This is a genomic window from Cupriavidus sp. 05L310 (assembly GCF_056398185.1).
The window spans coordinates 1-22,601 of sequence record NZ_JBFTOX010000094.1; the positions used below are offsets into that span (position 1 = coordinate 1).

Genomic DNA, 22,601 nt, shown 5'->3' on the forward strand with positions numbered 1-22,601 from the left:
CCAAGCAAAAAGAACGTGCAGACGTTCTATCGCAAGGTGAAGGAAGTCATCAGTGCTAACAAAGCGGTAAAGCAGGCGGATCTAATCGCTCTGCTGAATCCGATGCTAAGGGGCTGGGCGCAGTATCACAGTCCAGTGGTTGCGAAGGCAACGTTCACACGCGTGGAGCACGATATTTTTCGGGCTCTATGGCGATGGGCGAAACGGCGACACAGCGGAAAGGACTCTGGCTGGGTGCGGAAGAAGTACTATGCATCGGTCGGGGAACGGCACTGGGTGTTCGGGACCACGGTAACAAAGGCGGGTGGTAGTAGCTACTGGAAGGAGTTGTACTCGCTTTCGAGTACGATCATTCAACGGCACACTAAGATCAAAGGGAGCTACAACCCCTTTGATCCCGAGCAGGAGCAGTATGGCGAAAAGTTGCGACAGGAGCGCATGCAATCAAGCATGTCGCACCGAAAGCAGTGGATCAAGCTGTATCTGTCCCAGCGAGGGCTGTGTGCGGTGTGTCAGTGCAAGATAACCAAAGAGACCGGGTGGGAAGATCACCACTTGGAACCGCGCATTCTCGGCGGGTCCGATGCTCTAGGGAATCGCGTGCTGCTGCACCCGAACTGCCACATCCAAGTTCACCACTACGGTCAAACTGTTGTGAAACCGGTGTTTAATTAACATTTGCAGAAGACATGAGCCGTATGCGGGGAAACTCGCACGTACGGTTCCTCGGGGGGGATGGGTCAGCAATGACCTGTCCCTACCCTCCACACTCCGGCCTGCGCGCATTCGTGCGCGGGCTTTTTTGTTTCATTCCTCTATGACACAACGCGTCCGCACCCGCTTCGCGCCGAGCCCGACCGGCTTCATTCACCTCGGCAATATCCGCTCCGCGCTCTACCCCTGGGCCTTTGCACGCCGCATGAAGGGCGATTTCATCCTGCGCATCGAAGACACGGACGTCGAGCGTTCGTCTCAGGAGTCGGTGGACGTGATCCTGGAGGGCATGGCCTGGCTCGAGCTCGATATCGACGAAGGCCCGTTCTATCAGATGCAGCGCATGGACCGCTATCGCGAGGTGGTCAAGCAGATGCTGGGCAGCGAGCTGGCCTATCCCTGCTACATGAGCACGGAGGAACTGGATGCGCTACGCGACGCGCAGCGCGAGCGCGGCGAGAAGCCGCGCTATAACGGCTTCTGGCGCCCCGAGCCGGGCAAGGTCCTGCCGCAGCCGCCGGCCGGGGTGCAGCCAGTGATCCGCTTCAGGAATCCCATTGGCGGCAGCGTGGTCTGGGACGACGCGGTCAAAGGGCGCATCGAGATATCGAACGACGAGCTCGACGACCTGGTGATTGCCCGCCCGGACGGCACGCCCACCTATAACTTCTGCGTGGTGGTCGATGACCTCGATATGCAGATCACCCACGTGATTCGCGGCGACGATCACGTCAACAACACGCCGCGGCAGATCAACATCATCCGCGCACTCGGCGGTACGCCGCCTGTCTATGCCCACTTGCCGACCGTGCTCAACGAGCAGGGCGAAAAGATGAGCAAACGCCATGGCGCCATGGCCGTGACCGGCTATCGTGACGAAGGCTATCTGCCCGAGGCCGTGCTCAACTACCTGGCCCGCCTGGGCTGGGCGCATGGCGACGCCGAGATCTTCTCGCGCGAGCAGTTCGTAGAGTGGTTTGACCTGGAGCACCTGGGCAAGTCGCCGGCGCAGTACAACCCCGAGAAGCTGGCCTGGCTCAACAACCACTACATCAAGGTGGGCGACAACGCGCGCCTGGCTGGGCTGACCCAACCGTTTATCGAGGCGCTGGGCGGCAAGGTGGAGGGTGCCAGTCTGGAAGGTGTCATCGCGCTGGTGAAGGATCGAGCCAATACCTTGAAAGATGTGGCGCAGGCGGCGATGCTGTTCTATCGCGGCGAGCCGCAAGCTGACCCGGTGCTCAAGGCCGAGCATCTCAACGCCGATATCCTGCCGGCGCTGCAGGCCCTGGCTGCACGGCTGGCGGCCCTGACGGAATGGAAGCGGGAGGACATCAGCGCAGCATTCAAGGCCGTGCTGGCCGAGTTCGGCCTGAAGATGCCGAAGCTGGCCATGCCGGTGCGCCTGCTGGTGGCGGGACAGTTGCAGACCCCCGCCATCGACGCCGTGCTGGAGTTGTTCGGGCGCGACACCGTGCTGCGTCGCATCCAGGCCGGACTCGCCTGAGGAAGTTTGCAAAAAATCCTGGCGGGGGCTTGCGCTTTTGCCAGGACTTGAGCATAATCTCGTTCTCCCTGCAGCGCGGAAAAAACCAAGCGGGCTTAACGGATGGAGGCGATAGGTAGTAATTTCGCAGTAATGCGGATCGCTGAAAAAGTTAAAAAAGGGTTGTCGAAAAGCAGGGTTGTTTATATAATCTTGCTTTCGCCGAAACGAAGAAACAAACGCGAAACGGCGGCGGCAGGTAGTGAATTAGTAGTGTTGTACCATGGGGCTATAGCTCAGCTGGGAGAGCGCTTGCATGGCATGCAAGAGGTCAGCGGTTCGATCCCGCTTAGCTCCACCAAAATGCCGGAGTTTTGATTTTAGTGAATCAAAACTTTTAGTGCGGTGAAGGTCTGGTAGTTAAGGTCTTCGTCGTGCAAGACGGAATAAGTTGAAAAACAAGTTTCTGTCCCCTTCGTCTAGAGGCCTAGGACATCACCCTTTCACGGTGAGTACAGGGGTTCGAATCCCCTAGGGGACGCCAAATAACGAACGTAACCAAACGTTCGGTTTGTCGTCAGGAGCGTTGGCTCGTGGTGATAAGTAAGAGTATGGAGTGGTAGTTCAGTTGGTTAGAATACCGGCCTGTCACGCCGGGGGTCGCGGGTTCGAGTCCCGTCCACTCCGCCAAAACTAAGCCCGCATGGTTATGCCATGCGGGTTTTTTCTTTTGCCGTCCGGCAATTACCCTGGAGACTCGTTGATAATCTCCGGCAAATCGACGCACGATCGTGCGTGGCTGTGCGCGGCACATTATTCGCGGTCGTGTTTTCTGGGCGGCAGGGCATTATCGCGATAGTGCTCCGCTATAGCCCTGCATGACCCCGCCCTTAATCGATTCGCTGCCCAAAGGGGTTGTCAAAGGGCAAAGTTGTTTATATAATCTCGTCTTCGCTGAAACGAAGAAACAAACGCGAAAACGACGGCGGTGGTAAGCCGCGATGCAGCAACGTAGTACCATGGGGCTATAGCTCAGCTGGGAGAGCGCTTGCATGGCATGCAAGAGGTCAGCGGTTCGATCCCGCTTAGCTCCACCAAATGCCGGAAGTTTCGAGTCTAGTGAATCGAGGCTTCCAGTGTGGCGAGGATCTGGTTGTTAAGGTCTTCGGCACGCAAGACGGAACAAGTTGAAAAACAAGTTCTTGTCCCCTTCGTCTAGAGGCCTAGGACATCACCCTTTCACGGTGAGTACAGGGGTTCGAATCCCCTAGGGGACGCCAGATAACGAACGTAACCAAACGTTCGGTTTGTCATCAGGAGCGTGGCTCGTGGTGATAAGCAAGAGTATGGAGTGGTAGTTCAGCTGGTTAGAATACCGGCCTGTCACGCCGGGGGTCGCGGGTTCGAGTCCCGTCCACTCCGCCAAAACTAAACCCGCATGGTTATGCCATGCGGGTTTTTTCTTTTGCTATCCGGCACTTACCCTGGCGGCTCATTGATAATCTCCGGCAATTCGGCGCCGCTCGCGCAGCGACGGCGCGTGCGTATTACTTGCCTCTGTCTTTCTTGGGTAGTCGGATATTGTTGCGTAGCGCTTGCGGACGGACCGTCGGTATGTCCTGCACATGCCTGCCGGGTCACAGGCAAAATCCATCCGGCACGCACGTCAGGGGGGGCAGGCTTAACCGTCGTGGCGACGGCTGACGGTAACGAAGTAGCGCACCAGCAACGAGCCGGCGATGGCCAGGCTGATGCTGTTGGCCATCCAGAACCCAGCGGCGCCATGCGTGAAGGCTGGCAGGGCGTCGATCAGGCCAAAACCAAGCACGTAACCGCCACCCAGGCCGACGCCCCAGAGGGACAGCGCATAGATCAAGGTCGGCACCAGTGCGATCTTGTAGGCGCGCAGGATGAATGCCGTCATGACTTGTACCGCATCGAAGGCCTGGTAGAAGGCAATGAACAGCATCAGCGGCAGGGCGGCGCCGACCACCGCAGGGTCCTTGGCATAGGCATGCAGCAGCGGCTCGCGCAGGATCCACAGCATGCCGCCGACCATGATCGCCAGCGCCGCCGCCAGGCAGATCCCGTGCCGGGCGATGCGGCGCGCCGCCGTCCGGTCGCGCGCGCCAAGGGCTTGCGCCACCAGCGTCGAGGTGGCGATTGCCAGTGACAGCGGCAGCATGTAGGCCACCGCGCCGAGGTTGGCAATGATCTGGTGCCCGGCCAGCACGACGGTGCCCATGCGCGTGATGAAGATCGACATCAGCGTGAACGAGGTTATCTCGATCAGGTAGGTCAGTCCCATTGGCACGCCCAGCCGCAGCAGCGCGCGGATCGGCCGCGCCTGCGGCCATGCCCAGCTGGAAAATATCTGCAAGGGACGGTACGCCGCGTTGCGCCGCAGGATCAGGACGCCGGAGATGCACCAGATCCAGCTGATCAGTGCCGAAGCGAGCGCGCAGCCGGGTCCGCCCATGGCCGCGATGCCGAAGCCGCCACCGATGAACCAGGCATTGAGCGGAATCTTCACCGCCAGCCCGGCAAGCTGCAGCACCGTCACCATGACCGGACGCGACAAGGCATTGTTCAGCGCGGAATAGATGCGAAAGCCCAGCGCGGCCGGCAAGCCGAAGGCCTGGAGATGCAGGTAGCGCGTTGCCTTCTCAACCAGTTCGGGCGGCGCCTGGGCAAAATCCAGCAGCGGACCGGGGAACAAGAGCAGCAACATGCCAGGCACGGCCAGCGCCAGTCCAAGCCAGGCGGCTTGCCTGACCTCGCTGCCGATCTCGGCACTGCGCCCGGCCCCATGGAGTTGGCCGGCAATCGGGGCAAGCGCCTGCAATACGCCCATCAGGCTGATGTAGATCGTGACGTAAATCGATCCGCCCAGCCCCACCGCCGCCAGGTCGATCGCCGAGGCGCGACCCGCCATGATGGTATCGATCACGCCGAAGGCGATCACTGCGAGCTGGCCGACCAGGACCGGCGCGGCCAGCACAGAGATCCGGCGGATATCCTGGAGTGCAGTCATGCGTCGTGCCGTTGCCTGGGAGAGGAGTACCAGCGATCTCGTCGAACCATCTATGTCCGTCTCAGGGTTGGCGGGGCAGCCGGCGCGTAGGCGGGCTGGACTTGGGCGGCGCTACGCGGGACATATCAACCAGGCGATACATGCGGAAGCGCTCATCGCGGTCGGAAGGGCGGCGGCCTTCCCAAATCAGCCGCCATTCGAAATGCGAGATGCTGGTGGGCTCGCCGTAATCGACCGGATCATGGCGCAGCAGGATGTCGCACGCGTCCGCCGGGCCGCCAAAGCGGATATGGCCGAAATACGCGAACGACGCGAGTTGCGCATCGCCCATCCGGATCGGTTGCACGCAGTTATAAGTGGCGGGCAGCGCCATCGAAGCGGCTTGCGCCACGTCGCGATAGGTCTTGCCGTAGTTGATCGATGGCATCCACAGGGTCATCGCCAGCACCCACATCAGCGTGGTGCCGGCGGCCGAGATCACCACGGGGCGCCAGATTTGCTTGGGTGCGCGCGACAGCCGCCAGCGCACGATCAGGATCCAGGCCACGGTTACCAGCAGTGCATACACCACTGCGCGGATAGTGAAGTCTTCCTGGAAGCCCGGCAGCAGGCGGTGGATATTGGCGGCGATGCGCGGCGGCTGGCCCGTCGTCCTGGCGATCCACATGAACCAGACAAAGCCGCCGAAGATGGTGAAAAACAGCAGGGCGAACCAGTCGATTGCATTGATGGCCGCGCGCGTGAGCGTAGGCAGGCCGAATGCAGCCAGTACCGCCATCGGCGGCAGCAGCAGGATGAACTGCACATCGCCCGGCTGGCGCAGCAGGAACAGCATCAGCAGCGGCGGCAGCAGCATGGCAAGCGGCAGCGCCACATGCGGCGCACGGCGCATCCCCGACCAGCTCAGCCAGGCCCAGCCGGCAATCGGCCATACCGGCCAGGTGAACAGCAGCAGGTTGCGTGCGACGAAGTTGAGCGCGGTGGCGTTCGGCGCGCCATAGGTGCGGCGGTCGTAGCGCGACCACTCGCGGATAAAGGTCACGGCGTCGCTGGGGTCGGTGGCGCCGAAGTAGGCGGCGGCCATCCAGGCCGCCACCATTGCAAGTGCCAGCGGCACGCTCACCAGCAACAGGCGCGGCAGGGGCAGAGGCTTGCAAGCCAGGCCGCAGACAATGATCGACGCGAGCAGCACCAGCGGGATGACCGGGCCGCTGGACAGGGTCAGCGCGCCAAGCCCTACGCCCAGCCAGATGCCGCCCTGGACCGGTTTGTCCAGGCTGCGCACCATGCCGTACAGGCTCATGGCGACGAAGCAGACCTGGCCCACCTGCGGCGTGGTCTCGTGCCCGCGCATGGCCAGGCCGACGCAGGCCAGGAAGATCAGCAAGGCACCGTCGGCCAGCGTGCGGCCGTAGTCGCGCGCATTGGGCTGGCCGCCGAAGACATAGGCAAAGGGCTGTACCTCGGCGCGCCGGCCAAGCAGGTAGGTGGCGTACCAGATCAGGGCGCAGGTGCCGAAGTAGAAGAGTGCGGTGGCCACGCGCGACGCGTCCGGCGCGCCGAGCCAGCCGCCAAACAGCCGGATCATGAAGGCGCCGACCCAGAATACCAGGGGGCCGTCTTCCCCATAGGGGCGGCCCACGATATTGGGCATGAGCCAGTCCTGCGCGCCCCCCGTGGCCAGTTGCCACATCACACCGAAACCGGCCGCGTCCTCATTCTTCCACGGGTCGCGGCCAAACAGCCCGGCCAGGCCGTAGATGATGCAGATGGCCAGCAACAGCGCGCGCGGAAGCGTGCCGGTGGCGGCTGCGGTCAGGTGGACACGGGAAGTCTTGGCTGCACTCATTGATCGGTCGGGCTTGGGGCGGCCGGGACGGGCGCTCCCGGTTGGCTACATCCGGCTCATTCGCATGGGACACCGCCGATGCGGGGCGGAATACGCAATGGTATCGGACGAAGTGCGCCTGGCGCTGGCGTGAAAGGCGCCAACCGCGCGAGGGCTGCAAAAGCAAAGAGGCAGCCGATGCTGCCTCTTTGCTTGGGTGCGCGGCGCCGGAGCATCTTGTCCGAAGCCGTGCAGCGAGCGGGCTCGCGGCGAATTACTTCGCGGCGGCCTTGCCCAGCTTGCTGCCGAATTTCTGGCGGAACTTCTCGACGCGGCCGGCCGTGTCCATGATCTTCTGGGTGCCGGTGTAGAACGGGTGCGATTCCGACGAGACTTCGATCTTGGCCAGCGGGTATTCCTTGCCGTCGCGGGTGATCGTGTCGCGCGTCTGGATGGTCGAGCGGGTCACAAAGCTGAAGTCGTTCGACACGTCGAGGAACACGACTTCGCGATAATTCGGGTGAATGCCTTCTTTCATGATGTTTCCTTTCAGGTTGGGTAGCCAGTCCGTTGTTTGCCGCGCTGCTGCCGGGTATTGCGGCGAACGAACCACTTGCCGATAACGGACAATCCGGGATTATCGCAGAAAAACAAAAAACTGGGCAAGATTTGAGTGCGCCAGCAGGAGGACGGGCGAGTACCCCGAAAAATATACCTTTCGTCACATGGAGCCCGGATCCTGGCGGTAGAACGCCGCCAGCGAGTCATAGAGGGCAGGCCAATATCGACGCAGGCCAACCGGCTCGACAAAGAATGTTTCCGATGCCACCGCGAAGAACTCGCTGGGTGCCTCGCAGCCATAGGGGTCGATCACGCGTAGCGCGGGTGGAAGCCGCTCCGGATGATCCCAGGCATGGTCGGATTGCCTGTCGCAGGCCTCAGCGAAGCGGTCGTATTCGGACAGGAAGGTCTCGGCCCACTGCTCACGGTCGATGCCTGGGTGAAGTACGCGTGAGAAGGGTGGCACGCCGTCGGGCTCGCCATCGAGCATGTCGAGCTTGTGGGCGAATTCGTGGATGACCACGTTATAGGTGTCGTCCGGGTGGGCGTGGCGCGCGTTCAGGCCGGCGCCCGGGGTCTTCACGTCGGGCCAGGAAAGGATGACCGGGCCGTGTTCCCAGGCTTCGCCGCTGGCTTCCTCGACCACGCCGTGCACCAGCCCGATATCGTCCTCGACGGTACGTCGGATGACGAACTCTCCAGGGTAAAGCACGATGCCGCGCCAGCCGCGATACCACTCGATACCCAGCCTGAGGATGGGCACGCAGGCCTGCACCGCCACGATCGTCACCATTTCATCGGTAAGAGGCAGGTTGTGCGCGGTGGAGTATTCCTTTTCGGCGATGAAGAGCGTGGCGAGTTCGCGCAAGGCGGCGAGGTCGGCGGCGCCATAGCGCTGCACGAAGGGCAGGCTCGCCACCGTGTGTGCCCACAGCGCATCGGGGATCGCGTAGTGCTCGAGTTTGCGCACGCGCGAGCGCGCACGCAGGAAGTGGCTCAGTCGGCCGAACATGGGACTCCTGCAGGTGTGGCATCGAGGTGGCGCGCGCATGAAGCAGGACGCGGGACCCAAAGCCAGGTCAGGACATCGGCAAGCAATGCATCGTAGTGCAAAAATACAAAAAGGGCGCGCCGAGGCACGCCCTTCCTGTGCGGTACCAGCGCGCGAACCAGCCGTGCGCGGCACAGCGAACGATCAGCCGCCTCTGCGCATCATATCGAAAAACTCGGCGTTGTTCTTGGTCGCCTTCATCTTGTCGAGGATGAATTCCATGGCCTGCACTTCGTCCATATCCGAGATGAACTTGCGCAGCACCCACACCTTCTGCAGGATATCCGGCTTGATCAGCAATTCCTCGCGGCGGGTGCCGGACTTGTTCAGGTTGATCGACGGATAGACGCGTTTTTCCGCCAGGCGGCGTTCCAGGTGCACTTCCATATTGCCGGTGCCCTTGAATTCTTCGTAGATCACGTCGTCCATGCGGCTGCCGGTTTCGATCAGCGCGGTGGCGATGATGGTCAGCGAGCCGCCTTCTTCCAGGTTACGCGCGGCGCCGAAGAAACGCTTGGGGCGTTGCAGCGCGTTGGCGTCCACGCCGCCGGTCAGCACCTTGCCCGAAGCCGGCACCACCGTGTTGTAGGCGCGTGCCAGGCGGGTGATCGAGTCCAGCAGGATCACCACGTCGCGCTTGAGCTCGACCAGGCGCTTGGCCTTTTCGATCACCATTTCGGCAACCTGCACGTGGCGGATGGCGGGCTCGTCGAAGGTCGACGCCACCACTTCGCCGCGCACCGAGCGCAGCATTTCGGTCACTTCTTCCGGCCGTTCGTCGATCAACAGCACGAACAGGTCGGCTTCCGGATGGTTGTTGGCAATCGCATGGGCGATGTGCTGCAGCATCACGGTCTTGCCGGACTTTGGCGATGCCACCAGCAGCGCGCGCTGGCCGCGGCCGATCGGCGCGATCATGTCGATGATGCGGCCGGTGATGTTTTCCTCGGCGCGGATTTCGCGTTCGAGCGTGAGCGGCCGGTTCGGGTGCAGCGGCGTCAGGTTCTCGAACATGATGCGGTTCTTCACCGCTTCAGGCGCCTGGCCGTTGACCTTGTCCACCTTCACCAGCGCGAAATAGCGCTCGCCGTCCTTCGGGGTCCGTACTTCGCCCTCGATCGTATCGCCGGTATGCAGATTGAAGCGGCGGATCTGCGAAGGGCTGATGTAGATGTCGTCCGTGCTTGCCAGGTAGGAGGTCTCGGGCGAGCGCAGGAAGCCGAAGCCGTCCGGCAGGACTTCCAGCGTGCCGTCTCCGAAGATGGTTTCGCCCAGCTTGGCGCGCTTCTTCAGGATCGCAAACATCAGCTCCTGTTTGCGCATCCGTTGTGCATTGTCGATCTCGAGGGTCGCGGCCATTTCGAGAAGCGCAGACACGTGAAGCGATTTGAGTTCTGTCAGGTGCATAGACGAGGGGTACAGAGGCGCCCGGACGGGCTGGACCTAAAGGAAGGGGGAAGAAATGAGCGAACGCTCGGGGAAGTTGTTGGTGCCATCTTAGCACAATCCGGACGGTGCGCCAGGACTGGCGCACGGACGTCGGATTGTGGCTACAACCGGGGCGGCGCCTGGCGGCACCTCGCCCCGGGCTAGCGACTTACAGATTGCCGTCGAGGAAAGCGGTCAGTTGCGACTTGGACAGCGCGCCGACCTTCTGCGCGGCAACCGCGCCATTCTTGAACAGGATCAGCGTGGGAATACCGCGGATGCCGAACTTGGCCGGCACTTGCTGGTTTTCATCGACGTTGATCTTGGCGATCTGCAGCTTGTCGCCGTAGTCCTTGGCCACTTCGTCCAGGATCGGGGCGATCATCTTGCACGGGCCGCACCATTCGGCCCAGAAGTCGAGCAGGACGGGCTTGTCGGACTGGAGCACGTCGGCGTCGAAGGAGGCGTCGCTCACATACTTGATTTGTTCACTCATGGCGGAAAACCTCTGGTTTCGCTCTGTTTGATTTGAAGGCGGGATTTGCCGAACCGCTACATTACACGAGTTTGCGCATACCCGTAGGCAGGCGCATCACCCGGTGCGTGCGGGCCCGAGCGACGGGCACGCCACGGAAAGGCGGGTTTTGCTCATATGTTACCAGTTGACGGGAATTCAATACCTTCCCGGTCAAGGTCACGGTGCGTTGCCGAACACGGCGGGGAAAGACATTTTTGTGCGGCGAAGCATGGGGGCATTCTGCCCCGGAAGGCTGGCCCTGTTGAGTGATTCTATTAATCGGGGCGAGAGCTTTTCTCAATCGGGGGCTGCGGCAAAGGCCGATGCGGCGCGGCCGGCGTATGATTTATCGGACACTTCGCTTTGGTGCCGCATGGCCCGAGCGCTCCCTTGCGTGTTCGCGAATGTGCGGCGCGCCGGGGCGCGTAGAATATAAACATGCGCCAGGCCTTGCGCCCGGCGCCTTCCCGCGCAACAGACAAGGCAAATCGACCATGACGCCCGACACCCCTTCCAAGCCCGATCCGCAACAGCCGCCCGAAGTGGGACACCTGAGCGACGCGCTGGATCACATCAATAGCGCGGTCGAACAGAACAGCATTGCCGGCGGCGCGGCCAAGGGTCTTCTGTACAGCATCATCGAGACATTGGGCGCGCTGGTCGGTGACCCCGACCTTCCCGAGCATGCACGCTCCGGCTACCAGGGCTTGCTCGAGACCGCGCGCGAGATCCGCGCCCGTCTGGAGGGCGGCAGCCACTGAAGACCCTCGGGGTTTTCCCGTATTTTCACGTTGCCCGAGCGCGCTGCCCGGCTCGCCGGCCAGGCAGTGCGTGCCTGCGCGCCGCGCGCCATGACTTCCGATCCGGCCGCCACACTCGCTTCATGACTTCGCTGCAATTCCGTCCCGGCCCCGACTTCCTGCCGCAGGCTGCCGCTTCGGCCTGGTATTTTCTCGACCATTGCGGGGAGCAGCAAGCCGCTGCGCACGTGGTAGTGCCTACCGCGGCGCAGATTCCCGGCGTGCGGCAGGCGCTGGATGCCGCGGCGCGCGCTGCCGGCGCGCCGCGCCTGCTGCCGCGCGTGCTCACGCTTGGCCACTGGTTGCTCGATCTGCCGCCCGACCCGGTGCCGGTGCGCAGCCATGCGGCCCGGCTGCTGGCGGTGCAGCAGGCCATCCGCGCGCAGGACTGGTTACGGCGTGCCTTCGGCGCGCAGACCGAGGCAGCGGCGTGGGGGCTGGCGCAGACGCTGCTGACCATCAGCGACGAACTGAGCGCGCGCTGGCTTGACGATGACGCCATCCGCGATGAAGACATCGACGGCGACGACCGCGCCGCGCTGCTGCAAGGCGCGCTGGAACGAACCTACGCGCATTTGTCGTCGCGCTTCCTTGGCGAGGAGGCGCGCATCGTGATGGCCTTCTGGCAAGCCTTGTCGGGCCCGGACGATCCGCTGCCGGCGCGCCGCCGCGTTCTGCACCGGCTGGCCCAGCACGTGGCGGGGCCGGTGATCTGGCTGGGGCCGACTCCGCCCGCGCCGATCGAGGACGCCTTCCTGAAGCAGGCCGCCGAGCTCGTGCCGGTGATCCGCATCGGCTATGACTGGTCGGCGCAGTCAACGCCGTCGGAGAGCCACGCGCTCGATGCTGGCGGGGATGATGAAGACGCCGCGGCAGGGGCATTCGACTGGTATGACACCCTGCTTGCCCTGTGGCCGGAGGCCAGGTTGCCGGGGGCGCAGGAAGCGGCGCCGCGCCGCGCGCCGCGCGGCCTGCCGGCCGGGCGCCCACGCGTGCGCGTGATCGGCAGCGCGCGCTTCGAGGACGAAGCCGGCGCCGCCGCCGACCAGCTTGTGCAGTGGCTCAATGAAGGCCGGCGCCACGTAGCCCTGGTTGCGCACGATCGTGTGGTGGCGCGGCGCGCGCGCGCCTTGCTGGCGCGCGCCGGCGCGCCGGTGCGCGACGAAACGGGCTGGAAACTCTCAACCACGCGCGCCGCCGCCGCGCTGATGCGCTGGTTCGATCTGCTCAACCAGGACGGCGATACCTCGGCCCTGCTCGACCTGCTCAAGAGCCCGTTTTGCCTGCCGCATTTCCCCTTGCGCGGCGCGGCCATCGCCGCGCTGGAGCGGCAGATTCGCCGCGACGGCATCAGTGGCGGCTGGCGCCGCCTGCAGCAGCGCTTCAGGCCGGACGCCGCGGACGAATCACGCGCGAGCGCGGATGAAGCCAGCACCGGCGATGTCGCGGAGCAGGACGCCCGCCGCGCGGCGCGGCAGGCCGCGTGCGAGCTGGTGCAGTGCCTTGCGGCCGAAGCCGCAGCCTGGCCGCGCGGCAAGGCGCAGAAACCGGTGTCGACCTGGCTGGAGCGGCTCGATGCCACGCTCGACGTGATCGGCATGCGCAATGCGCTGGCCGCCGACGATGCGGGCAGCCAGCTGCTCGACGCGCTGGCGCGCCTTGCCGACTTGCCTCAGGACGAGACAGGCGCGCTCGCCACGCTCGATCTCGGCGAGTTCCGCTCCATGCTGTCGGCCTTGCTCGAATCGGTCGCTTACAAGGAGCCCTCGGCCAGCGGCGCCGCGCGCATCACCATCCTGCCGCTCAACGGCGCGCGCATGCGGCGCTTCGATGGCGTGGTGGTGGTGGGGTGCGACGATACGCAGCTACCCTCCAGCGCGGCGGAACTGATGTTCTTCTCCAACCAGATGCGGCGCGAACTGGCGCTGGAAGATCGCGAGGTGCGCTTTGCACAGCAGGCGCGCGATCTTGCCGAGGTCCTGCTGAATAACGATGACGTCGTGCTGACCTGGCAACGCCTTGGCGCGCGCGGCGAGCCCAAGCACGTGTCGGGCTGGATCGAGCGCCTCAGCGCGCTGTGCTCGCGGGCGGGCGCGCCCATCGAGGCGAGTGCCTTGCCCGCGCAGCACGAGACCCTCGCCGAGGTGGGCGGAATGCCCGCACCAGCGGCTTCGGAACTGGTGCCTGCGCGCTGGAGCGCGCAGGCGTACAACATGCTGCGGCGCTGTCCCTACCAGTTCTTCGCGGGCCGCATGCTCGGGCTGGCCGGGCTGGAGGTCGTCAGCGACGATCTGGAAAAGCGCGATATCGGCGAGCTGCTGCACCGCGTGCTGTTGCGCTACCACCGCGAGGCATCGCAGGACGGCTTGCGCCACCAGGACGCCCGGCTGGCGCGGCTGCGCGAGATTTCCGACCACGAGTTCGGCGCGCTGATGAAGGAAGACGGCAACGCCATCGGCTATTACCGCCGCTGGTGTGAAGTGCTGCCTTCCTACGTGGCATGGCAGGCTGAACGCGAGGCGCAAGGCTGGTTCTGGGACGATGGCGAGCTGGACGCCACCGTCGACCTGCCCATGCCCGATGGCCAGCCGCTGCGCGTCAATGGCCGCATCGACCGGCTCGACCGCGCCCGCGATGGCAGCCGCGCGGTGCTCGATTACAAGACGCAGAGCGTGCTGCGTCTCAAGCGCAAGGTAGGGGACGTGGAAGAGGATTGCCAGTTGCCATTCTATGGATTGCTGCGCGCCGACGTTGCCGGTGGCAGCTGGGTGGCGCTTGAGGGCGTGAAGGATGGCCCGCCCGCGTCCCAGCGCGAGGTTGGCTTGCCTGACTTCGACGCCGCGGTGGCCTGGCTGGAGCAACAGTTGCGCACCGACGTGATGCGCTTGCGCCGGGACGCGCCGCTGCCGGCTTTCGGCGATGCCAGCGCATGCACCTATTGCACGGCCCGCGGCCTGTGCCGCAAGGGTTTCTGGGAAAGCACGGCGTTGCCGCCACAGGTGGGAGGGCGCGCATGAGCATCCATGCCTATTTGCGCGATGGCGAGCCGATTGCGGAGGCTGAGTTCACTCGCGCGGCCTGCGACCCCGCCCGCTCGGTGGTGGTCGAGGCCTGCGCGGGCAGCGGCAAGACCTGGCTGCTGGTGGCGCGCCTGTTGCGCCTGTTGCTGGCTGGCGCGGCGCCGCACGAGATCCTCGCCATCACCTTCACGCGCAAGGCCGCCGAGGAAATGCGCGAGCGCCTGCTGGAAGTGCTCGCGCAACTTGCGCGTGACGATGACGAGGCGGTGATCGCCGCGCTGACGCAGCGCGGGCTTTCCCCCGATGCGGCACGCGTGGCACTGCCGCGCGCCCGCGGCCTGCACGCGCAGGTGCTCGCCGCGCCCGGCCGCATGGCCATCGATACGTTCCACGGCTGGTTCGGCACCCTGCTGCGCGGGGCGCCGCTGGCGTCGGGCATCGTGCCGGGCGCCACGCTGCGCGAAGACGCGCTGCGCATGAAGCGCGAAGCGTGGGCGCCGTTCTGGCAGGCGCTGGCAACACCGCCGTACGCCGACCTGCGCGCGGCGTTCGAGCGGCTGGTCGACGCCATTGGCGAGTTCCAGGCGCGCGCGCTGCTTGATGCCATGTTCCACGCGCGCAGCGAGTGGCTGGCGTTCCGCGAAAGTGCCGATCCTGCGCAGGCGCTCGCCGCCGACCTTGGCGAGGATGCGCAGGTCGACGTGCTGCTCGAAGTACTGGCCGACGACAGCTGGCTCGACGCTTGCCAGGGCCTTGCTTCGCAGTTGGGCAGGGGCGGCAAGACCGAGCAGGCGCATGCCACGCGCCTGGCTGACGCGATCATGGCGATCCGCGCCTGGCGCGAGGCGGGTGCCGCAGGAGGCGAGCCCGCCGAGCGCGCTTTCGCGGTACTGCGCGATGCGTTCTTCACTGCCGCGGGCAAGCCGCGCTCGCTGCGTGCCACCGCGGCGCTGACCAAGGCGCTGGGCGGCGAGGCGATGGTCGACGCGTTCCTGGCCGAGCACGGCGAGATGTGCGCCGCGCTGGAGCAGGTGGCGCAGCGCCGTTGCGAGGCTGCGGTGCTGGCGGTCAACCTTGCGCTCTACCACTTGGGCGATGCGCTGCTGACACGCTACCAGCACCACAAGTCCGAGCAGCGCGCGATGGACTTCGCCGACCTGGAGTGGCTGGCCGCGCGGCTGATGGGCGATGAAGAGACCGCCACCTACCTGCAGGTCCGGCTCGATGCACGCTACAGCCACCTGCTGCTCGACGAGTTCCAGGACACCAACCCGCTGCAATGGCGAATCCTGCAGGGCTGGCTGGCCGGCTACGCGGGGCTGGGCGAGCGGCCTACGGTGTTTCTGGTGGGCGACCCCAAGCAATCGATCTATCGCTTCCGCCGCGCCGATGCGCGTCTGTTCCAGACCGCCAGCGAGATGCTGCAGTCCGGTTTCGGCGCCACCGTGCTGCGCACCAACCGGACCCGCCGCAATCGCCCCGAGGTGCTGGACTGGGTCAACGCCGTGTTCGATGCCGCGCGTGCCGACGGCCGCTATCCGCTGTTCGAGACGCAGACTACCGCGCTCGGCGAGCCGGGCGGGCCGGTGTGGCTGCTGCCACTGGTCGAGCCCGAGGAAGAGGCGGGGGGCAACCCCGCTACGCCGGAGGGCGAAGCCACCGATGAAGCCGGCGAGGCCGTCCCGAATGCCGCAACGCACCGCGATACGCTCACCCAGCCGCGACAGCATGAGGGCGATTCGCTGCGGCTCGAAGAGGGCAGGCGCGTGGCCGCCTGGCTGCGGCATATCCGCGCCACCGTGCCGGTCGCCGATAGCGATGGCCCGCGGCCCGCGCGCTGGAGCGACATGCACTTGCTGGTGCGCCGCAAGACCCATCTGGCGGAATACGAACGCGCCTTCCGCGAGGCCGGCATCCCGTGCCTGAGCCCGCGCCGGGGCGGCTTGCTGGCCACGCTCGAAGCGCTCGACCTGTCGGCGCTGCTGGCCTTCCTGATGACGCCGGAATCCGATCTGGACCTGGCCCATGTGCTGAAAAGCCCGCTGGTGGGCGCCACTGACGAAGACCTGATTGCTATCGCGCAGATGACTCAGGCGCGCGAGCCGCGGCCGGGATGGTGGGCCTGCCTGATGGAGCAAGGGCTGCCCGAGTACAGCAGCCCCGCGCTGCGCGACGGCATCGCGCGGCTGCGCCACTGGCAGGAAGTGGCGCCGCATCGCCCGGTGCATGACCTGATCGACCATATCTACCACGGCGGCGAAGTACGCCGCCGCTATGCCGAAGCCGCGCCTGCCGAGATCCGCGACCAGGTGCTGGCGAACCTCGATGCCTTCCTGAAGCTTTCGCTCGATCTTGACGGCGGCCGCTACCCGAGCTTGCCGAAGTTCATCGACGAACTGCAGGAAATCCGCCGCGGCGAAGAAGGCGAAAGCCCGGACGAAGGCGGCATGGCCGACAACGCCGAGGATGCCGAGGGCGAAGCCGATGCCGACGCCGCCGACAACGCACAGGACGCGGTCCACATTCTCACCGTGCATGCGGCCAAGGGCCTGGAGGCCCCGTTCGTCGTGTTGCTGGACGCAAACCACAGCGATGCCGCCGCTGACCGGGGCGGCATCCTGATCGACTGGCCGCCGTCGTCGCCCGTGCCGGTGCATTTCTCGGCGTATGGCAAGCGCAGCACGCGCGGGCTGGCACGCGCGCCCTTGTTCGAGGCCGAGGCCGCGTTGGCCGAGCGCGAGAACTGGAACCTGCTCTATGTGGCGATGACGCGCGCGCGCCAGGGCTTGCTGGTGAGCGGCGTGAAGGGACGCGCGTCGCGCAGCGCCGACAGCGGCGAAGGCAATCGCGAGATCGCGGGAAGCTGGTATGCGCGATTGTTGTCAGCCAGGGTCGGCGAGGAAGTCGATCCCTTTCCGCCGGCCAGCGCGCAGGACGTGGCGGGCGCCGCGTCAGGCAACGACGCGCGCGTGCGCTATACGGATTTTCGCCAGCGTTACCGCGAGGCGGCCGAGACGCTGGCGCCGGTGCTGGAGTGGGAAGACGAGGCGGCGGAGCAAGGTGCGAGCCCGAGCGAGGATGGCCATGCCATCGTGTTCGATGCCGACGCGGCTCGCCATGGCGAATTGCTGCACGCGCTGCTGGAACGTGTGACGCGTTACCCCGAGGCGTTCGAGGGGCTGCCCGAACCCGAGGTGGTCATGCGCTGGTTCCCGCTGGCCGGGGCCGGCACCGCGCAGGCGCGCGTGCTGTGGCGGGACCAGGCGCATGCCGCCGTCGAGGCAGCGCGCCTGATGCTGGAGGCCCCGGCCTTGCGGGCGCTGCTGTTCCCGCAAGCGGCCATCAGCGCGCGCAACGAGGTTGAACTCTACGATGCGCGCGGCCGCCTGCTGCGGATCGACCGTCTGGTGGAGTTCGCCGACCGGGTGGTGATCATCGATTACAAGTTGCGCCTGCTGCCGCAGGAGCACGCCGCCTACGCGCAGCAGCTTGCGCGTTATGTGGCGGCGGTCAGGCCGATGTTCCCTGGGCGGGCGGTCGAGGCTGGCGTGGCCACGGCTGACGGGGAGTGGATTGCGGCGCAGGCGCTGCAGACGGAACGCCAGGGTTCTCTGTTCTAGGTATGTCCTGGATCATGGCAAGGGCGGGGGAGGCGCGGCAGAATAGCTAACGTCGGCGGCGCGGGCACGGGGGATGAAACTGGCTCCCAAGCCGCGGACTCGACGCGGCCGGACTGCCGTGCGGGAATATTCTGCTGAAGGCGGATTGTAACCAGCGGACGATCGGCGCCTGGCGCAAGTGCTTGATGCACATGCGGCAAGAAAGCGCGATGATGCGGGGGGATGCTGCGGATACGACTGGGGAATGTTAGGGGGACGAGCCCGACCCTCGGCACTGGCGGAAAACGGCTGTGGCTGCTTCGTTCCCGACCTGACCAGGTTGACCGCGCCGCCATGCGAGGAGGCCCGTCCGGTCGGCATTGTAACCCAGAGCGGACGGATCGGGCAGATTTCCCGCGAAATTGATTGAGTAAAGCGCATGGCCCAGGCAACGCCAGGGCGTGCAAGGACGAAAACGCGCTAGCCGCCAGCGTCGGGACGCAACGCGGCCCGGCTGGCGGATATGGCAACCGTGACACCAGCGAGACCTGCGATGAATGCCAACGAACAGATGCTCCGTACCACGCTGCCGCCCCAGGACATCTCCACCGAAGTCTTGCTGGAGAAGTACGCCAAGGGCGCGGAAGCCACCGCCGCCGACGTGCGCCTGCGCGTGGCGCGCGCGCTGGCCGAGGCCGAACCAGAGTCGCAGCGCGAGCACTGGGCCGAGCGTTTCCTGTGGGCGCAGGAGCAGGGCTTCGTGCCTGCCGGGCGCATCAACTCCGCGGCAGGCACTCGCATCGAGGCCACGCTGATCAACTGCTTCGTGCAGCCCGTAGGCGATTCGGTATCGGAGCCGGGCGGCGGCAAGCCCAGCATCTACACTGCGGTGGCGCAGGCGGCGGAGACCATGCGCCGCGGCGGCGGGGTGGGTTACGATTTCTCCGCGATACGCCCGGCCGGGGCGCTGGTGCGGGGCACGCACTCGCGCGCCTCGGGGCCGGTGTCCTTCATGAAGGTGTTCGACGCATCCTGCGCCACGGTGGAGTCGGCCGGATCGCGCCGCGGCGCGCAGATGGGCGTGCTGCGCTGCGACCACCCGGACATCGAGGCCTTTATCCACGCCAAGGACCGCGGCGACCTGACCAACTTCAATATCTCGATCGGCGTGAGCGACGAATTCATGCGGGCGGTCGAGGCTGGCGGCGAGGTCGAGCTGGTGCATGAGGCCGAGCCCGCTGCCCAGGCCATTGCCGGCGGCGCCTACCGGCGCGACGACGGCCAGTGGGTTTACCGCCGCGTGCCGGCGCGGCAGCTGTGGGACCAGGTGATGCAGGCCACCTACGATCACGCTGAGCCCGGCATCCTGTTCCTGTCCCATATCAACGACGACAACAATCTCTATTACTGCGAGCGCATCGAGGCGACCAATCCCTGTGCGGAGCAGCCACTGCCGTCTTATGGCTGCTGCGACCTGGGCTCGATCGACCTGACCCGCTTCGTGCGCCAGCCCTTCGGCGCGGACAGCCGCTTTGATTTCGAAGGATTCGCCGAAGTGGTGCGGCTGGCGGTACGCATGCTCGACAACGTGCTAGACGTTACCTATTGGCCGCTGCCGGAGCAGCAGGCCGAGGCCCATGCCAAGCGGCGCATCGGGCTGGGTTTCCTCGGGCTGGGCAGCGCGCTGGTGATGCTGGGCATCCGCTACGACAGCGAGCCGGGGCGAGAGCTGGCCGCGCATATTGCGCAGGCCATGCGCGATACCGCCTACCTGGCATCGGCCGGACTGGCGCGCGAGAAGGGCGCCTTCCCGCTGTTCAAGGCCAAGGAATACCTGGCCAGCGGTTTTGCGCAGCGCTTGCCGCAAGCCGTGCGCAAGGCGATCGGCCGCGATGGCATCCGCAATTCGCACCTGCTGTCGATCGCCCCGACCGGCACCATCACGCTGGCGTTTGCCGATAACGCATCGAACGGCATCGAGCCGGCCTTCTCCTGGACCTATAACCGCAAGAAGCGCATGGCGGACGACAGCTACAAGGTAGTCGAGGTAGCCGACCATGCCTGGCGCCTTTATCGTCACCTGGGTGGGGATATGGCGCAACTGCCGGACAGTTTCGTCACGGCGCTGCAGATGTCGGCGCTCGATCATATGAAGATGCTGGAGGCGGTGCAGCCCTTTATCGATACCAGCATCAGCAAGACCGTCAACGTGCCTGAGGACTATCCCTATGAGGCCTTCCGCAACCTCTACCTGGAAGCCTGGCGGGCCGGGCTGAAGGGACTTGCCACCTACCGCCCCAACAGCGTGCTGGGGGCGGTGCTGTCGGTGACGCCGCCGCCGGCCGTCCCCGCCGCGGTGGCAACAACCGACGACCCCCTGCGAAAGCCGTTCGAGAGCCGTCCGGTGGGCGATCTCGAAGGAGTGACCTCCAAGGTCGAGTACATGACCTATGAGGGCCACAAGACGGTCTACCTGACCGTGAACTTCATGCGCGTGGCGGGGCTGCTCGACGGCAAGCCGGTGGCGGTGGAGCGTCCGGTGGAATTTTTCATGCCGGCCGGGCAGCGCAACGACGGCCAGCAGTGGATCACCTCCACCATGCGACTGCTGTCGATGGTGGCGCGTTCGGGCGGATCGATCGCCAAGGCGCTGGCGGACATGCGCAATGTGGTGTGGGACAAGGGCACGGTGCGTTACGGCGTGCTCAACCGCCAGGACGGCACCGAGGTGCCGCGCTTCCATGATTCCGAGGTGGCGGCGATCGGCTATGCCTTGCAACGCATCCTGATCAAGCGGGGCTTTCTCGACGCCGACGGTGCCCAGGTGCCGGTGGCGGCGCTTGCCGCCCGCCTGGCCGGGCTGGAAGGGCCGGACAGTGGCAGTGCCGGCGGCAGGGCCCCGGCCGGGGCGGTCAGTGCTGGCGGCGCGCCGGCAACAGGGTTGGGGCTGGGTTCGGGCAAGCCTTGTCCGGAATGCGGCGCCCATGCCTTGCACAAGGTCGATGGCTGCGCCAAGTGCGCCAACTGCGGCTATGTCGGCGAATGCGGCTAGCGGCGCGGGGGCCGGCGGTTTGGATCGCGCCGGTCCCGTGAATCCTGCCTGAAGGACGGCCGCCTTTTGCTACAATCGCCGCCATGAGTTATCAAGTGCTAGCGCGCAAATGGCGCCCCCGGGATTTCACCACGCTGGTCGGCCAGGAGCACGTGGTCCGCGCGCTCACGCACGCGCTGGAGCAACAGCGGCTGCACCATGCCTACCTGTTCACCGGCACGCGGGGCGTCGGCAAGACCACGCTGTCCCGGATCCTGGCCAAGGCGCTGAACTGCGTCGGGCCGGATGGTAACGGCGATATCACCGCGCAGCCTTGCGGGGTGTGCAAGGCCTGCACCGAGATCGACAGCGGGCGCTTCGTCGACTACATCGAGATGGACGCCGCCTCCAACCGCGGCGTCGACGAGATGGCCTCCCTGCTCGACAAGGCGGTGTACGCCCCGACGGCGGGGCGCTTCAAGGTCTACATGATCGACGAAGTGCACATGCTGACCAACCACGCCTTCAACGCCATGCTGAAGACGCTGGAAGAGCCGCCCGCGCACGTCAAATTCATCCTGGCCACCACCGACCCGCAGAAGATCCCGGTGACGGTGCTGTCGCGCTGCCTGCAGTTCAACCTCAAGCAGATGCCGCCCGGCCATATCGTCAGCCACCTCGACCACGTGCTGGGCGAGGAGGGCATCGTGCGCGAAGCCAATGCGCTGCGCCTGCTGGCCCAGGCCGCCCATGGCTCGATGCGCGACGCGCTGTCGCTGACCGACCAGGCCATCGCCTACAGTGCCGGCCAGGTGTCCGAGGCCGCCGTGCGCGGCATGCTGGGCGCCATCGACCAGAGCTACCTGGTGCAATTGCTGGATGCGCTGGCAGCCGAGGATGGCGCCGCCATGCTGGGCGTGGCCGACGGCATGGCCGATCGCAGCCTGTCGTTTGCCGGGGCCTTGCAGGATCTCGCTTCGCTGCTGCACAAGATCGCGCTGGCCCAGGCGGTGCCCGCCTCGGTTCAGGAAGAATGGCCGGAAGCGGCGGAAGTGCGCCGCTTTGCCGCTGCGTTCGATGCGCAGGAAGTGCAGTTGTTCTATCAGATCGCCAATCTTGGCCGTAGCGAACTGGCGCTGGCGCCGGACGAGTACGCTGGTTTCACCATGACGCTGCTGCGCATGCTGGCCTTTCGCCCGTCGGCGAGTCCTGCGCCCGTGGCGGGTGGACAGGGTGGCGGCCAGTTGGCGCCGCGCGCGCGCGGCGCTGCCGCGCCGGCGGGCCGGGTTGCCGCGGATGCCGCTGCCGCTGTCGTTCCGGCCGCTCCCGCCCTGCGTCCGGCTGCGCCGGTGCGGCCCGATCCCGAGCCAGTCCAGGCACAACAAGCTGCGTCCAGGCCCGTAGCGCCCGCGCCGGCCCCGGTAGCCACTGCGCCAATGGCCGCGCCCGCTGCCGCAGGCGGCGCACCGATGTCGCCCGCCCGCGCCGCGCTGGCCGCGGCGCGCCAGGCCTCCGCCGCGCGTGGCGGAGGC

General features: G+C 65.7%; 13 protein-coding genes, 6 tRNA genes and 1 other RNA gene. 13 read left to right on the forward strand and 7 right to left on the reverse strand.

What is annotated here, in order from left to right:
• From AC1DS6_RS39945 to AC1DS6_RS39980, 8 genes are all read left to right on the forward strand, one after another.
• The coding region (locus AC1DS6_RS39945; RefSeq protein ID WP_477104569.1) for a group II intron maturase-specific domain-containing protein at positions 1-675 on the forward strand (675 nt) is incomplete at its 5' end.
• A 142-nt stretch (positions 676-817) separates the two neighbouring features.
• The gene (gene gltX, locus AC1DS6_RS39950) at positions 818-2,221 is read left to right on the forward strand and encodes a glutamate--tRNA ligase (RefSeq protein ID WP_441627423.1); all 1,404 of its coding nucleotides are present in this window, start codon (positions 818-820) and stop codon (positions 2,219-2,221) included.
• A gap of 264 nt (positions 2,222-2,485) precedes the next feature.
• Positions 2,486-2,561, forward strand: a tRNA-Ala gene (locus tag AC1DS6_RS39955).
• A 107-nt stretch (positions 2,562-2,668) separates the two neighbouring features.
• A tRNA-Glu gene (locus tag AC1DS6_RS39960) sits at positions 2,669-2,744 on the forward strand.
• Between the two features lie 69 nt (positions 2,745-2,813).
• Positions 2,814-2,890 (forward strand) — tRNA-Asp (locus AC1DS6_RS39965).
• Between the two features lie 331 nt (positions 2,891-3,221).
• A tRNA-Ala gene (locus AC1DS6_RS39970) sits at positions 3,222-3,297 on the forward strand.
• A 107-nt stretch (positions 3,298-3,404) separates the two neighbouring features.
• Positions 3,405-3,480 (forward strand) — tRNA-Glu (locus AC1DS6_RS39975).
• 68 nt (positions 3,481-3,548) lie between these two features.
• Positions 3,549-3,625: transfer RNA gene (locus tag AC1DS6_RS39980), tRNA-Asp, on the forward strand.
• A 256-nt stretch (positions 3,626-3,881) separates the two neighbouring features.
• Here the strand turns inward: AC1DS6_RS39980 and AC1DS6_RS39985 are convergent.
• The 6 genes from AC1DS6_RS39985 to trxA all read right to left on the reverse strand — a co-directional run bounded on the left by AC1DS6_RS39985 (position 3,882) and on the right by trxA (position 10,598).
• Positions 3,882-5,234, reverse strand: a complete 1,353-nt coding sequence (locus tag AC1DS6_RS39985) for an MATE family efflux transporter (RefSeq protein WP_441627421.1) — start codon at positions 5,232-5,234, stop codon at positions 3,882-3,884.
• Between the two features lie 61 nt (positions 5,235-5,295).
• Entirely contained in the window at positions 5,296-7,083 is a 1,788-nt protein-coding gene (locus AC1DS6_RS39990; protein ID WP_441627419.1) for an ArnT family glycosyltransferase, read from the reverse strand.
• A 253-nt stretch (positions 7,084-7,336) separates the two neighbouring features.
• Complete coding sequence (locus AC1DS6_RS39995; RefSeq protein WP_017225511.1) at positions 7,337-7,600, reverse strand: type B 50S ribosomal protein L31; 264 nt, start codon at positions 7,598-7,600, stop codon at positions 7,337-7,339.
• Positions 7,601-7,783: 183 nt separating this feature from the next.
• Positions 7,784-8,635, reverse strand: coding sequence for a M90 family metallopeptidase (locus tag AC1DS6_RS40000; protein WP_441627416.1), 852 nt, complete (start codon positions 8,633-8,635; stop codon positions 7,784-7,786).
• A gap of 183 nt (positions 8,636-8,818) precedes the next feature.
• Positions 8,819-10,081, reverse strand: coding sequence for a transcription termination factor Rho (rho, locus tag AC1DS6_RS40005; RefSeq protein WP_035868076.1), 1,263 nt, complete (start codon positions 10,079-10,081; stop codon positions 8,819-8,821).
• Positions 10,082-10,271: 190 nt separating this feature from the next.
• Positions 10,272-10,598: a thioredoxin TrxA gene (trxA, locus tag AC1DS6_RS40010; RefSeq protein ID WP_010814265.1), complete on the reverse strand. Its 327-nt coding sequence runs from the start codon at positions 10,596-10,598 to the stop codon at positions 10,272-10,274.
• 515 nt (positions 10,599-11,113) lie between these two features.
• On the opposite strand from trxA, the gene AC1DS6_RS40015 reads away from it, so the two are divergent.
• The 3 genes from AC1DS6_RS40015 to AC1DS6_RS40025 all read left to right on the forward strand — a co-directional run bounded on the left by AC1DS6_RS40015 (position 11,114) and on the right by AC1DS6_RS40025 (position 18,059).
• On the forward strand, positions 11,114-11,380 hold the full coding sequence (locus AC1DS6_RS40015) for a hypothetical protein (protein ID WP_035868090.1): 267 nt from the start codon (positions 11,114-11,116) through the stop codon (positions 11,378-11,380).
• Positions 11,381-11,502: 122 nt separating this feature from the next.
• Positions 11,503-14,436, forward strand: a complete 2,934-nt coding sequence (locus tag AC1DS6_RS40020) for a PD-(D/E)XK nuclease family protein (RefSeq protein ID WP_477104570.1) — start codon at positions 11,503-11,505, stop codon at positions 14,434-14,436.
• Complete coding sequence (locus tag AC1DS6_RS40025) at positions 14,433-18,059, forward strand: UvrD-helicase domain-containing protein (protein ID WP_477104571.1); 3,627 nt, start codon at positions 14,433-14,435, stop codon at positions 18,057-18,059. Before AC1DS6_RS40020 ends, AC1DS6_RS40025 begins: the two co-directional genes overlap by 4 nt.
• 251 nt (positions 18,060-18,310) lie before the next feature.
• On the opposite strand, the gene ffs is transcribed toward AC1DS6_RS40025, so the two are convergent.
• Positions 18,311-18,409: signal recognition particle sRNA small type (gene ffs / locus AC1DS6_RS40030), an RNA gene on the reverse strand.
• 182 nt (positions 18,410-18,591) lie between these two features.
• On the opposite strand from ffs, the gene AC1DS6_RS40035 reads away from it, so the two are divergent.
• On the forward strand, positions 18,592-21,090 hold the full coding sequence (locus tag AC1DS6_RS40035) for an adenosylcobalamin-dependent ribonucleoside-diphosphate reductase (protein ID WP_477104572.1): 2,499 nt from the start codon (positions 18,592-18,594) through the stop codon (positions 21,088-21,090).
• Between the two features lie 83 nt (positions 21,091-21,173).
• A partial coding sequence (locus tag AC1DS6_RS40040) for a DNA polymerase III subunit gamma/tau (RefSeq protein WP_477104573.1) occupies positions 21,174-22,601 on the forward strand: 1,428 nt, incomplete at its 3' end.